This window comes from Thiohalobacter sp. COW1 (genome assembly GCF_016629505.1).
Lineage (GTDB): Bacteria > Pseudomonadota > Gammaproteobacteria > Thiohalobacterales > Thiohalobacteraceae > Thiohalobacter > Thiohalobacter thiocyanaticus_A.
The window spans coordinates 3415740-3428714 of record NZ_AP024239.1 but is presented as its reverse complement, the minus strand read 5'-3'; the positions used below and the strand labels follow the sequence as shown (position 1 = coordinate 3428714).

General features: G+C 64.8%; 11 protein-coding genes. 3 read left to right on the top strand and 8 right to left on the bottom strand.

The genetic code is table 11. The annotated features are described in order from the left end of the window. The first annotated feature begins 202 nt into the window (after positions 1–202). Positions 203–1432, top strand: coding sequence for a glucose-1-phosphate adenylyltransferase (gene glgC / locus COW1_RS16270; protein ID WP_172844305.1), 1230 nt, complete (start codon positions 203–205; stop codon positions 1430–1432). A 314-nt stretch (positions 1433–1746) separates the two neighbouring features. Here glgC and COW1_RS16265 read toward each other — a convergent pair whose 3' ends face one another. The 7 genes from COW1_RS16265 to COW1_RS16235 form a co-directional block, all read right to left on the bottom strand. Then, positions 1747–3327 carry a peptide chain release factor 3 gene (locus COW1_RS16265; protein WP_096366998.1) on the bottom strand — a complete coding sequence of 527 codons (1581 nt, stop codon included), beginning with the start codon at positions 3325–3327 and terminating at the stop codon, positions 1747–1749. Between the two features lie 181 nt (positions 3328–3508). Then, positions 3509–3934 carry a ribosomal protein S18-alanine N-acetyltransferase gene (gene rimI / locus COW1_RS16260; RefSeq protein ID WP_201344806.1) on the bottom strand — a complete coding sequence of 142 codons (426 nt, stop codon included), beginning with the start codon at positions 3932–3934 and terminating at the stop codon, positions 3509–3511. 38 nt (positions 3935–3972) lie between these two features. Continuing rightward, the gene (locus COW1_RS16255; RefSeq protein WP_201344804.1) at positions 3973–4710 is read right to left on the bottom strand and encodes a uracil-DNA glycosylase family protein; all 738 of its coding nucleotides are present in this window, start codon (positions 4708–4710) and stop codon (positions 3973–3975) included. After that, positions 4710–6257 carry a 2-isopropylmalate synthase gene (locus tag COW1_RS16250; RefSeq protein ID WP_201344802.1) on the bottom strand — a complete coding sequence of 516 codons (1548 nt, stop codon included), beginning with the start codon at positions 6255–6257 and terminating at the stop codon, positions 4710–4712. The genes COW1_RS16255 and COW1_RS16250 overlap by 1 nt, the downstream gene beginning before the upstream one ends. 351 nt (positions 6258–6608) lie before the next feature. Beyond that, positions 6609–7211: a VPLPA-CTERM sorting domain-containing protein gene (locus COW1_RS16245; protein ID WP_096367001.1), complete on the bottom strand. Its 603-nt coding sequence runs from the start codon at positions 7209–7211 to the stop codon at positions 6609–6611. Positions 7212–7321: 110 nt separating this feature from the next. Beyond that, a complete protein-coding gene (locus tag COW1_RS16240; RefSeq protein WP_157745680.1) occupies positions 7322–7747 on the bottom strand; it encodes a hypothetical protein in 426 nt (141 codons plus the stop codon). Positions 7748–8013: 266 nt separating this feature from the next. Next, complete coding sequence (locus COW1_RS16235) at positions 8014–9288, bottom strand: tetratricopeptide repeat protein (protein WP_201344800.1); 1275 nt, start codon at positions 9286–9288, stop codon at positions 8014–8016. 186 nt (positions 9289–9474) lie between these two features. Between COW1_RS16235 and COW1_RS16230 the strand changes: the two genes are divergently transcribed. Then, a complete protein-coding gene (locus COW1_RS16230; RefSeq protein WP_096367003.1) occupies positions 9475–10104 on the top strand; it encodes a transglutaminase-like cysteine peptidase in 630 nt (209 codons plus the stop codon). 15 nt (positions 10105–10119) lie between these two features. Beyond that, positions 10120–12177 (top strand): HD domain-containing phosphohydrolase, encoded by a 2058-nt coding sequence (locus COW1_RS16225; RefSeq protein ID WP_201344798.1) that lies wholly within the window; start codon positions 10120–10122, stop codon positions 12175–12177. Between the two features lie 5 nt (positions 12178–12182). On the opposite strand, the gene pssA is transcribed toward COW1_RS16225, so the two are convergent. Next, a complete protein-coding gene (pssA, locus tag COW1_RS16220) occupies positions 12183–12968 on the bottom strand; it encodes a phosphatidylcholine/phosphatidylserine synthase (RefSeq protein ID WP_369801208.1) in 786 nt (261 codons plus the stop codon). Positions 12969–12975: the final 7 nt, after the last annotated feature.

The window sequence follows — 12975 nt, the reverse complement described above, 5'->3', positions numbered from 1 at the left end:
CAAAACCGCATCACTGGCGCCTCTCCTGCACCCCCCGCTCCCGGCAACAGCGAAATTGCTCTTCCCTTCATGGGGTTGAAAAAACCCCCTTCGCACCGGCATGGGGCTTGCTAAGCTTCAGCTACCGATGCTTGCGATCTGTGCGCGGGCACGGATACAGCCCGGTGCACTTCAATCACGCATACATGCAGGACCTTGCCAGATGCTGGAACAGACCCTGACCATACTCCTCGCCGGCGGCGTCGGTTCACGCCTTCAGCCCCTGACCTCGGACCGGGCCAAGCCCGCCGTCCCCTTCGGCGGCAAATACCGGATCATCGACTTCTCGCTCAGCAACTGCCTGCACTCGGGCCTGCGCCGCATCCTGGTGCTGACCCAGTACAAGTCGCATTCGCTGAACAAGCATCTGCGCGACGGCTGGTCCATCTTCAATCCCGAACTGGGCGAATATGTCACGGCCGTACCGCCGCAGATGCGCACCGGCGAACGCTGGTACGCCGGCACGGCCGATGCCATCTACCAGAATCTGTATCTGCTGGAACGCAGCGGCGCCGAGCAGGTCCTGATCCTGTCCGGAGATCATATCTACCGCATGGACTATGCCGCCATGCTGCGCCGGCACCGGGAAACCAATGCCGATGTCAGCATCGCCTGCATGCAGGTGCCGCTGGCCGAGGCGGGCAGTTTCGGCGTGGTCAGGGTGGATGCGGGGCAGCGCATCACGGATTTTCAGGAAAAGCCGGCACAGCCCGCAGCCGTCCCCGGGCACCCGGATCTTGCCCTGGCCTCCATGGGCATCTATGTCTTTTCCATGGAACTGCTGCAGCGCACACTGCAGGAGGATCATCAACGGGAGGATTCCAGTCACGATTTCGGCAAGGACATCCTGCCGCGGTTGCTGGCGGAGCACCGGGTGCAGGCCTACCCCTTCGGCGGCGAAACGGGGCGGGTACTGCCGGACCGCTACTGGCGCGACGTGGGCACCATCGACGCCTACTACGAGGCCAACATGGAACTGCTCAAGCCGCTGCCGGCCTTGAACCTGTACCAGGACGACTGGACCATTCGCAGCTACCAGCCGCAGACACCGCCGGCACGCACCGTTCCGGGCAGTTCCGGCAACGAGGGAATCTTCATCAACTCCATCGTCGCCGGCGGCGCAGTCATTGCCGGCGGCAGCGTGCAACACTCCATTCTGTTCCCGCACGTCTTCATTGACGACGAGGTCCAGATCCAGGGCGCCATCCTGTTCGACCGGGTCCGCGTCGGTGAAGGGGCGCAGCTGCGCAACTGCATCGTCGACAAGGATGTGCGCATTCCGCCGCAGGAGCGCATCGGCTATGACGCCGAAGCCGATCGCAGGCGCTTCAGCGTCTCGCCCGGCGGCATTGTAGTGGTACCCAAGGGCTATCGCTTCGAGGATCTGCCCTGATCCGGACCGGAAATAAAAAAGAGGGATGCATGGCATCCCTCAAGTCAGTAGTAGAGGAGAGACAATGGCTGCATGCGCGTGACTGCACCTGCAGACAGTCAGCCTCTTTCAGGTTTCGTGCCAGCTTTGGGTATCAAGCAAAAACATGAGGTTGGGATAAGCGCACCGGCAGACGCTGCCACGGCTTCGCACCAGCGGCGCTCATCTGTGCCAGTTCAAGGTGCATGCAGGTCGGGTTAGCGGAGCGTAACCCCACATGACCGCAGTGGCTTTCGGGTTACGCCCTGACGGGCTAACCCGACCTACGGGCTGTCTCAGTGCTCGCGGGTGGCGTGAAACTCCACCTCGGGGAAGCGCTCCTGGGCCATCTGCAGATTGACCCGGGTGGGTGCGATATAGACCAGTTCATCGCTCTGATCCAGGGCCAGGTTCTCGTAGGCCTTGTCGCGGAATTTCTGCATCAGCTTGTCGTCTTCGCACGCGACCCAGCGCGCGGTTGCCACCGAGATCGGCTCGAAGGCGCATTCCACCTTGTATTCGTCGCGCAGGCGCTGGGCGACCACCTCAAATTGCAGCACGCCGACCGCCCCCAGGATCAGGTCGTTGTTGCGCAGCGGGCGGAACAACTGGGTCGCGCCCTCCTCGCACAGCTGATCCAGCCCCTTCTGCAATGCCTTCATGCGCATCGGGTCCCTGAGCACGGCGCGGCGGAACAGTTCCGGGGCGAAGTTGGGGATACCGGTGAATTTCAACTCTTCGCCCTGGGTGAAGGTGTCGCCGATGCGGATGGTGCCGTGATTGTGCAGTCCGATGATGTCACCCGGATACGCCTCCTCCACCTGGCCGCGCTCGGCGGCCATGAAGGTCATGGCATTGGCCACCTGCACATCGCGGCCGATGCGTACCTGGCGCATCTTCATGTTGCGGGTATAGCGGCCCGAGCATACGCGCAGGAAGGCGATGCGGTCACGGTGCTGCGGATCCATGTTCGCCTGGATCTTGAATACGAAACCGCTGAACTTCTCCTCCTCCGGCTCCACCACCCGCGCATCAGTCACATGCGGCTGCGGTGCAGGGGCGTACTCGACGAAATAATCCAGCAGTTCCTGCACCCCGAAATTATTGATGGCCGAGCCGAAGAATACCGGCGTGAGCTCGCCTCGCAGGTAGGCCGCGACATCGAATTCATTGCTCGCGCCCTTGACCAGTTCGATCTCGTCGCGCAACTCCGCAGCCTGGGACCCGAGCACGGCATCCAGTTCGGGATTGTCCAGCCCGGGGATCTCGGTCACATCCTGGCGGGTGCTGCCCTTGCCCGGCTGGTACAGGTGCACCGTATCCTCGAGCAGGTGATACACGCCCTTGAAGCGCCGGCCCATGCCGATGGGCCAGGTCACCGGGGCGCAGCGGATGCCCAGCACCTCCTCCACCTCGTCCATCAGTTCGATCGGTTCGCGGCCCTCGCGGTCAAGCTTGTTGATGAAGGTGAAGATGGGCGTGGTGCGCAGCCGGCACACCTCCATCAGCTTGATGGTGCGCGCCTCCACGCCCTTGGCCACGTCGATCACCATCATGGCCGAATCGACCGCGGTCAGGGTGCGGTAGGTGTCCTCGGAGAAGTCCTCGTGTCCCGGCGTGTCCAGCAGGTTGACGATACGGTCCTTGTAGGGGAACTGCATGACCGAGGAGGTCACCGAGATGCCGCGCTGCTGTTCCATCGCCATCCAGTCGGAGGTGGCGTGGCGGGTGGACTTGCGCCCCTTGACGGTACCGGCGAGCTGAATGGCGCCGCCGAACAGCAGCAGCTTCTCGGTCAGGGTGGTCTTGCCTGCGTCAGGGTGGGAGATGATGGCGAAGGTACGGCGGCGGGCCGCCTCCTGGGCGATATTCGACATATGATTCGGGGTCTTCTCGATGCTGGTGCGGAAAGATATCTATTGTACCGGTGCGGCCGACGCCACCCAAGAGGAGAACGGGTAGGATGCGTGAAGGCGCGGGCGCCGCAACCCATCGCGGATGCCCGCTGATGGGTTACGCTTTGCTCCACCCATCCTACCCGTACTACCCGATGCAGGATCAGTTCAGCGGGCGGGCCATCACGATGGCGTCCTCCCGCCCCTGGTGGCCGGGATAGTAGGCCCTGCGCAGCCCGACCTCGCTGAAGTCGAGCTTCTCGTACAGGGCCAGGGCCGGCTTGTTGGACGGGCGCACCTCCAGGAACAGGGTATCGCCCCCCAGGCGACCGGCGGTGATGATCACATGCTGCAGCAGGCGGCGGCCGACCCCCTGACTGCGGACCTCGGGGCGCACGCACAGGTTGAGCAGGTGGGCCTCGCCCGCCGCCACGGACAGGATCGCATAGGCCTGGATGATCTGATCGCGCTCATAGACCCAGCAGCTGTAACCCACGCGCAGGCAGTCGCGCATGATGCCGGCGGTCCAGGGATGCGGATAGCACCGCCGCTCGATCTCCATCACCGCCATCAGGTCGTCCGAGGTCATGGGCCGGATCCGCCCGGACTCGAAACAGGGGACGGCGCTCACTGCTCCGCCGCCTCCACCGGCTGGCGGGCGCTCTGCATGGCCAGTTGCAGATCCTCCCAGGCCTTGCGCTTCTCGCCGGGCGAGCGCAGCAGGTAGGCCGGGTGGTAGGTCACCACCAGCGGGATGCCGGCCTCGCCCCAGCGATGCACCCGCCCGCGCAGCCGGCCGATGGGCTGGTCCGTGGCCAGCAGGTGCTGGGCGGCGATGCGGCCCACGGCCAGGATCAGGCGCGGCCGGATCAGCGCGATCTGGCGGGCCAGATAGTCCTGGCAGCAGCCGATCTCCTCCGGCTCCGGGTCACGGTTATTGGGCGGACGGCATTTCAGGATATTGGCGATATAGGCACTTCTGCGGTCCTGGCCGGCGGCCCGGAGGATGGCATCGAGCAGCTGGCCGGCACGGCCGACGAAGGGCTCGCCGCGCCGGTCCTCCTCGGCGCCGGGCGCCTCGCCCACGATCAGCCAGTCGGCGTCCGGGTTGCCCACCCCGAACACCGCCTGGGTGCGTGTGGCGTGGAGCTGGCAGGCGGTGCAGCCCAGCACCCGCTCGCGCAACGCCGTCCAGTCCAGTGCCGCCACAGCATCGTCTGCCACCGATTGCGGTGCGGGCGAGGACATGGCCCCGGCAGGCGGCGCCGGCTCCATCGGCGCTTCGGCTGTCGGCGGTACCCGCCGCACCCAGGCCTCGATGCCCATGCGCTGCAGGTAGGCCAGCTGCCGTGCCCGTTCAGGCATCAGACATCGCCCAGCTGCGGATGCTCGCGCTCGCCCGGCTCCATTACCTTGTTGAGCGCATTCAGATAGGCCTTGGCCGAGGCGATGACGATATCGGTGTCGGCACCCTGGCCGTTGACGATGCGCCCGGCCCGCTCCAGCCGCACCGTGACCTCGCCCTGGGCATCGGTGCCGCTGGTGATATTGTTCACCGAATACAGCTGCAGCTCGGTGCCGCTGTTCACAATGGACTCGATGGCACGGAAGGCCGCGTCCACCGGACCGCCGCCGGTCTCGCTGGCCTTGTACTCCTTGCCGTCGATGGACAGGGCGATGTCGGCCCGGGGCGTCTCGCCCGTTTCCGAGCACACCCGCAGGGCGACCAGCTTGTAACGCTCGTTGATCGCCTCCAGGTTGGCCTCGGTGACGATGGCCTGCAGGTCCTCGTCATAGATTTCGTGCTTCTTGTCGGCCAGGTCCTTGAACCGGGCGAAGGCCTCGTTGAGCGCCTCTTCGGATTCGAACTCCATGCCCAGCTCGTGCATGCGGCTGCGGAAGGCATTGCGGCCCGAGTGCTTGCCCAGCACGATGCGGTTGGCCGACCAGCCCACGTCCTGGGCCTGCATGATCTCGTAGGTTTCGCGGCTCTTGAGCACGCCGTCCTGATGGATGCCGGACTCGTGGGCGAAGGCGTTGGCGCCGACGATGGCCTTGTTGGGCTGGACCACGAAGCCGGTGATGCCGGAGACCAGCCGCGAACAGGGCACGATCTGAGTGGTATCCAGGTCCACGTTGCAGGGAAAGATGTCCTGGCGGGTGCGCACCGCCATCACAATCTCCTCCAGCGCGGCGTTGCCGGCGCGCTCGCCGAGGCCGTTGATGGTGCACTCGACCTGGCGGGCACCGTTCATGACCGCAGACAGCGAGTTGGCCACGGCCAGTCCGAGGTCATTGTGGCAGTGCACCGAGAACACCGCCTTGTCGGCGTTGGGGACGCGCTCGATCAGGGTACGGATCAACTCGCCGAACTGGGCCGGGACGTTGTAGCCGACCGTATCCGGGATGTTGATGGTGCCGGCGCCGGCATCGATCACCGCCTCGATCACCCGGCAGAGGAAATCGATCTCGGAACGGCCGGCGTCCTCGGGGGAGAATTCCACATTGTCGGTGTGCTGACGCGCACGCTTTACCGCACGCACGGCCTGCTCGACCACCTGGTCGGGCTCCATGCGCAGCTTCATCTTCATGTGAATCGGCGAGGTGGCGATGAAGGTATGGATGCGCGCGCTGTTGGCGCCCCTGAGGGCCTCGCCGGCACGGTCGATATCCTTGTCCAGGGCGCGGGCCAGGCCGCATACGGTGCTGTCCTTCACCGACTCGGCGACGGCCCTGACCGCCTCGAAGTCGCCGGGGCTGGCGATGGGGAAGCCGGCCTCGATCACGTCCACGCGCATCTTCTCCAGCGCCTTGGCGATGCGGATCTTCTCTTCCCTGGTCATGGACGCGCCGGGGCTCTGCTCGCCGTCGCGCAAGGTCGTGTCGAATATGATTAACTTGTCTTGGCTCATGTCTGTTCACCGGGAATCATGCTGTATATCGCCCCCCCCGCGTGGCGAACGCGCACTATAGCAGAGCATTATGGACTCTGCCCGCCGCGGGGGCCAGGTGAGGGTGTTCAGTGATCTGTGGGAAGTGAGATTAGCTGCCTGACGGCAGCAGCAGACGCAGCACAAGAACCAGGTCCGCAGCGGGGGCCCGGTTGAAGCCGTTCAGATTGTGGATGGCGGCTGTGTGCATCTCGAAGGATCGGTACGCTTTCTCGACTGTGAGCCTCGAATATATCCCAAGCGCTCCGGCCTGACAAGTCGGGCCGGGCGATCGCGGCAGGGAGCCCCTGCTCCCCCGTCAGCGGGTTGAATTCAGGCGGTAGCGCGCCTGCGGGCAACCCCGACCAGCCCCAACAGGCCGGAACCGAACAGCCAGACAGCAGCGGGAACCGGCACCGGCGCCGTGGTCCCCAGCAACGAAGGCACGGCGCTGGCACCACTGATATCGAGCCTGACTCCGCTGAAGGTACCGCTGAAACCACTCAGATCAATGGTCGCCGCATAGATACCGTAGAGGGTTTCGCCCTGCTCCGAATTATGTCCGGTATAGTTCTCGCCATCGGCAATGCTGAAACCGGCGGAACTGCCCCCGCTACTGCCCCCGAGCAGAGTGACGGTACCGGCATGACCGCCGTCGCCGACGAAAAGCACGGTGAGATCGACTTCACTGACATCGAACATGTCGCCACCGAAGGAGACGTCAACACTGGCCGGGGCGTCATTGCTCCAGATATAGGAAGCTGCGTTTCCATCCACGATCGAACCCGTACCACTCACCGAGTTGGAATTGAAGCTGCCTGTAGAGGCGTCCAGCACATCAGCGATATCGACAAAATCGATGCCGGCCACCGTGCTCGCCGCAAAGGCCTGCTGACCAAAACACAGCGCAAATATAATTATCAGCAATTGCTTCATGGAACCCCTCCTCACGTACCCCTTTGAGATCGAAACGTCGGGACGCAACGCTGGATTGTCACGACGCCATACCCGGTTGCGTGCTTTCTGTCTCCTGCCTGCAAGCCGCCTCAACCCCTGGGCCCACCGGATGGCGGCGGCGCGCCGGGAGGATTCGGCACCACAACGGGTTCGCCATCTCCCTGAGGACTCGTACGCGGATCCCCCACCGGCGGCGGCGAACCCGGCGGATTCGGCACCACCACTGGCTCCTCTATCTGCGTCGGCGGCTCATTGCCTCCACCGCCCCCGGTCGGATCGACTGCCTGGAATCGCGGCGTCAGGGTCGCGGCATCGCCGGGCCGCAATTCCACGCCGGATTCGACCTGCACGGCCGTGAGCGCCGGCATGCCGCCAGCCGCCGGGGCCAGCACTTCCCAGCGTCCCCAGGAATACACGGAATCCTCTTCCTGCCCGGATCCGGCGGCCTGAACCGCTCCGGTCAGGGCCGGCAACAGGCCGGAACAAAGGGTGACAAGCTTCAAGTACCGCCGCATGGACATATCCTCCGGGGACCGCGGGCTGCGGTCCTGCGTGTTATCTGCCAAACATCAGCAACTGGCATGCCATCGAAATTATAATAAGTGATTTCAATAAGTTGGAAATAACGACCGGACCAGCATCTGCGGCTATGTAATATATTTCGACATTCGCACAGAGGCGGATTATACTTAACTATTTGTTTTTTATAGATAAGTAAAAATCTATATTTTCACTACCTCTGAAATGCGCTCGCCAATACGTAAACTTTTTCGACATTAGATCACAATTCGAAGTCCCGCCGGAAGGTCAGGCTGACCTGGCTGCGGCTGTATTCGAACAGCCCCACGTTGGACCGGTTAAGCACCCGGTTGTACTCGCCGGTCATCCGCCAGTCGTCCAGCCAGCCGCGGGCGAACCGGTGGGTGAAGCCGAGCACCAGCCGCCGCTCGCGTTCGTCGCGGGCCTCGCCGAAAGGCGGGAAGGTCCCGTCATAATCGAGGTTGCGCTGCACCGCACGGGCATACAGCCGGCCCCGCGGCCAGGCCCGGTAGGCGGCAGCCAGCATGAACTCGGGGCCGTCATAGGCCCAGCGCGGCGCATCGGCATCGAAATCCAGGTAATGCAGGCCGGCCTGCAGCGACAGGCGCCGGTTGAGGAAGAAGCGCGCCAGGGTCGCACCGAAGGCGGCGTAGTCACCTTCGCGGTCCGCGTCGATGGCCTGCTCATAACGGCGGTGGCTCCAGGCGGCGTCCAGGGTGAACTCGCCGCCATCGAACTGCCAGGTCACGTAAGGCTGGAGGGTGCTGAACAGGGCGAGGTCATCGCCGCCCAGACGGATGTGATCCAGAGTCAGGTTGAGTCCGGCCCGCCACCGCTGCAGCACCACCAGCGCCGGCCCGGTACTGAAGGTGGTCACGCCCAGGTTGAAATCGTCCTCGTCGTGATACTCACGGTGGTACAGGGACAGTTGCGATTGCCACAGCAGGCTGGCCACCTGCTCGCCCAGGTCGAGACGTACACCGGGATTGTAGGTGTGGCTGAGACCGGGCTGCAGGAACAGGGCATTATTGCTGCGTTCGGTCGCCCCGGGCAGCAGGCGGATGTTGTCCGCCAGGAGCTCCGAAGACGGGCCCACATTGACATTGGAGTCGTGCATTGCGCCGAAGGCGAGCGAGGCGCGCCAGGTATGGCGTCGATTGAAGCGGGCGCGGTCGGCCGCAACCTGGGCCAGGAAGGCAGTAATGGTCACGCGCACCTGGGGCGGCGTCGCCGGATCCTCCAGTACCTGGCGGGCCAGTTCCTCCGCCTGCTGGTAATCGAGCATGCGGTAGTAGGCCACGGCCAGTTCCAGGCGGGCACGATGCAGCGTGGGCTCGATACTGAGGATGGTCTGAAAGGCCTCACGCGCACTCTGCAGTCGCTCGTCCTCCAGTGCCTGCATACCTTCCTGGAACAGGGCCTCGACATCCGTCTCCTGCGCCGCCCCCGGCGGCATGAAACCCAGCTGGCCTGCCAGCAGCAGTAATCCTGCCCGCACAGCGGTGCAGCCGCGCATCCCCATATCGCCTCCCCAATGCTTGTTCCGCTGGAGCCGCAGCCGGACGGCTGCGCAAAAGTCCGCCGATGTTACTGGAAAAATGCCCGCCCATACAATCCGGGCCGCCGGATGGCATTGGCGTACATGCTGTTGAACTGATAGGCTTGTATCTTGTTTTGCCCAGCAATTACAGACAGATATCCCATGCCGCGCCATATCCTTCCGAGTCTTCTGCTGCTGTTGTGCCTGCCGGCTGCAGCATCCGGCACGGGGCTGTTCGGCTACCGGGAAGTGCCGCAGGCGGACGTCAGCCAGTTCGGACAGTGGGTCAGTGTGATGGAGCGGCATCTGCTGCAGGACCGGCCCGAGACGGAGGATTGCGGCAGTCCCGCGTTCAACGCCTGTCACCTGCATGAATGGCGGGAATTCCTGGCATCGCTGCGCGACCTGCCGCGCGCCGAACAGATCAGCGCCGTCAACCGCTATGCCAACCGCAAGGACTATGTACTCGACATCGACAACTACGGGGTGGAGGACTACTGGGCGATCGCGCGCGAGTTTCTGGCCAATCACGGCGACTGCGAGGACTACGCCCTGACCAAACTGTTCTCGCTCAAATGGCTGGGCTGGCCGGTGGAACGGATGCGCCTGGTGATCCTGCAGGACACCAATCTGCGTGTCCCCCATGCCGTACTGGCGGTGTATCAGGACGAGCGCATTCTCATTCTCGACAATCAGATCGACCAGGTGGTGGACCATCGCAGCATCGTGCACTACGTGCCGGTCTACTCCATCAACGAAACCGGCTGGTGGCTGTACTCGCCCGCCGGCTGACATGGGGACGAACACTTGTTCAAGGCATTGAAACACCCGCTCTGGCTGGGGCTGGGCGTCCTGACCCTGATCATAGCCATCGGTCTGGTGCTGATCTTCCAGTATCTCGCGCTCGAGCAGCAGCGGGATCTGCGCCAGTGGCAGCTGCGCCTGGGCGTGGTGGCCGAAACCCGCGCCGAGACCGTCGACGGCTGGCTGGGTGAGCGTTTCGCCGATCTGGAGGAACTGGCCGGCAACGCCTCGCTGCAGATGTATCTGACCCAGGTCGGCACGGCCGAGGGCGAGACCGAGGCACGGCAGGCCACGCTGGGTTATCTGCGCAATCTGATCCTGGCCGCGGCCCAGCGCAGCGGCTTCCAGGGCAAATCCCCGGGGGGCAACATCCCCGCCAACCTGCCGCGCAGCGGGCACGCCGGCCTGGCGCTGTACGATCGCAGCGGACAGACACTGGTGAGCACCCCGCACATGCCCGCCGCCGATGACCGGACCCGGGAACAGATCGAGGCGGTGCTTGCCAGCGGTGAACGCCGGCTGCAGGACATCTTCCTGGGGGCGGACCGGCATGCCCTGGTCGGCTTCGCCGTGCCGGTGTTCGCCGTCCAGGGCATGGAAGCGGCCCGCCAGCCACACCCGGTCGGCGTGCTATATGGCGTGCGCGACGCCGAAGCCGAACTCTTCCCCCTGCTGGCGTCACGGGAACCGCAGGCGCAGGGCGAGACCCTGCTGGTCGCCGAGCAGGACGGCCTGGCCGTCTATCTCTCGCCCCTGCGTGACGACACCCCGCCCACCCAGCGCCGCCTGACCCTGCAGATCCAGCAGCTCGCCGCGACCGAGGCGCTGCACGCGCCCGGCGAATTCCGCCGGGTGCCGGACTATCGCGGCGAGGAGGTACTCATGACCAGCCGCGCCCTGGAGCACGCGCCCTGGGTCATGCTGCACAAGGTCGACGCCGACACCGCCCTGAGCGAGTCACGCGAACATCGCCGCTTCCTGCTGAGCGTATTTCTGCTGACCCTGTTCCTGGTCAGCGCCGCCCTGGTGGCGGCCTGGCGGCACGGCACCAGCCTGCGCGCCCAGCGCATGGCCGCCGAGCTGGCCGCACGGCGGCGGGAGCTGGAGGAACAGGGCCGGCTGCTGCATGCGGTGACCGACAATGTCACCGATTTCCTGTTCCTGCTCGATCCGGAACTGAAATTCCTGTTCGCCAACCGGCCGCTGGCCAATACCATGGCGATTTCGGTCGAGGACATCCCGGGCAAAAGCCTGGCCAGCGTGCTGGGTACCGACATGGCCGGGGCCCTGAGTGGATTTCTGCAGTCACGCACCGACAACCCGGCCAGCCGCCTGCTGGACCTGCAGATCGCCGGGCACCAGCGCCGATTCGAATGCCGGGTGCTGGAGTTGCCGGAGCGGGCCGGACTGGAACGCACCACGCTGGTGGTCCTGCATGACGTCACTGCCCTGCACCGGGCCCAGCAACAGCGGGCACAGACACTGCAGCAGACCATCCAGGCGTTGATGCGCGCGGTGGACACCCACGATCCCCACTCCGCCGATCACTCCGCCCGCACCGCGGCGGTGACAGCTGCCGTCGCCCGGGCGATGCAACTGCCCGAGGAGGAGCGGCGGGCCCTGGACATGGCAGCGAATCTCGCCAACGTGGGCAAGATCTTCCTGCCCAGGGAAATCCTGACCAAGACCGGCCCCCTGAGCGAGGCGGAACAGGCACAGCTCAGGCAGCACGTGCAGTATTCACTGGATATCCTGTCGAACCTGGAATTCGACGGCCCGGTGCTGGAGATCATCGCCCAGAAACAGGAGCACCTGGACGGCTCAGGCTATCCCAACGGGTTGCAGGGGGAGCAGATCCGCCTCAGCGCCCGCATCCTGGCCGTGGCCAACGCCTTTGTCGCCCTGGTCAGTCCCCGCGCCTGGCGCGAACGGCTGACACCGGAAGCCGCGCTGGACCAGTTATTGAAAGGCGCCGGCAGCAGCTACGACCGCCAGGTGATCGCGGCCCTGTTTCACGTGGTGGAAAACGACGAGGCCCTGGAGGCAGCGCCAGGGGAGTGAGCCGCTCAGGAGGTCCCCTTGCGGGTCCGCCGGCGCTGGCGCAGTCGCCAGATGGTAATCACCGGCCCGGACAGCACATAGAGCATGAAGCCCGTAAACAGGAAGGTGGGCGGATCGATGGAGACGAACACGAACAGCAGTACCACGATCAGCAGCACCACGAACGGAACCCGGTTCTTGAAGTCGACTTCCTTGAAGCTGTAATAACGCAGATTGCTGACCATGAGCAGCCCGGCTGCGGCGGTGATCAGCAGGGCCAGGGGCCAGATGTCGGCGCCCTCGATGCCGGCATCCGCTCCCAGCCAGACCATGCCGGCCACCAGGGCGGCCGCCGAGGGGCTGGGCAGGCCCTGGAAATAGCGCTTGTCCGCCACTTCCACCTGGGAGTTGAAACGCGCCAGCCGCAGTGCGGCCGCGGCGGTGTAGATGAAGGCCCCCAGCCAGCCGAGCTTGGCCCAGACCCAGCCATGTTCCAGCATGCCGTGCAGCGACCACTCGTACATCACCAGCGCCGGCGCCAAGCCGAAGCTGACCATGTCCGAGAGGCTGTCGTACTGGACGCCGAAGTCACTCTGGGTGTTGGTCAGACGCGCCACCCGGCCGTCGACGCCGTCCATCAGCATGGCCACGAAGATGGCGATGGCAGCGGCCTCGAAGCGGTCCGTGGTGGCGGAGACGATCGCATAGAAGCCGGCGAACAGGGCCGCCGTGGTAAACAGGTTGGGCAGCAGGTAGATACCCCGCGGGCGGCGGTTGGATGGAGTCGAATGCGAGTGCTGATCGTTCATCATGCCACGC

What these genes read in the sequence shown, in the direction of transcription:
- glgC (WP_172844305.1), top strand. Translation starts at nt 203, where the DNA reads ATGCTGGAACAGACCCTGACCATACTCCTCGCCGGCGGCGTCGGTTCA.
- COW1_RS16265 (WP_096366998.1), bottom strand. Translation starts at nt 3,327, where the DNA reads ATGTCGAATATCGCCCAGGAGGCGGCCCGCCGCCGTACCTTCGCCATC.
- rimI (WP_201344806.1), bottom strand. Translation starts at nt 3,934, where the DNA reads ATGACCTCGGACGACCTGATGGCGGTGATGGAGATCGAGCGGCGGTGC.
- COW1_RS16255 (WP_201344804.1), bottom strand. Translation starts at nt 4,710, where the DNA reads ATGCCTGAACGGGCACGGCAGCTGGCCTACCTGCAGCGCATGGGCATC.
- COW1_RS16250 (WP_201344802.1), bottom strand. Translation starts at nt 6,257, where the DNA reads ATGAGCCAAGACAAGTTAATCATATTCGACACGACCTTGCGCGACGGC.
- COW1_RS16245 (WP_096367001.1), bottom strand. Translation starts at nt 7,211, where the DNA reads ATGAAGCAATTGCTGATAATTATATTTGCGCTGTGTTTTGGTCAGCAG.
- COW1_RS16240 (WP_157745680.1), bottom strand. Translation starts at nt 7,747, where the DNA reads ATGCGGCGGTACTTGAAGCTTGTCACCCTTTGTTCCGGCCTGTTGCCG.
- COW1_RS16235 (WP_201344800.1), bottom strand. Translation starts at nt 9,288, where the DNA reads ATGCGCGGCTGCACCGCTGTGCGGGCAGGATTACTGCTGCTGGCAGGC.
- COW1_RS16230 (WP_096367003.1), top strand. Translation starts at nt 9,475, where the DNA reads ATGCCGCGCCATATCCTTCCGAGTCTTCTGCTGCTGTTGTGCCTGCCG.
- pssA (WP_369801208.1), bottom strand. Translation starts at nt 12,968, where the DNA reads ATGATGAACGATCAGCACTCGCATTCGACTCCATCCAACCGCCGCCCG.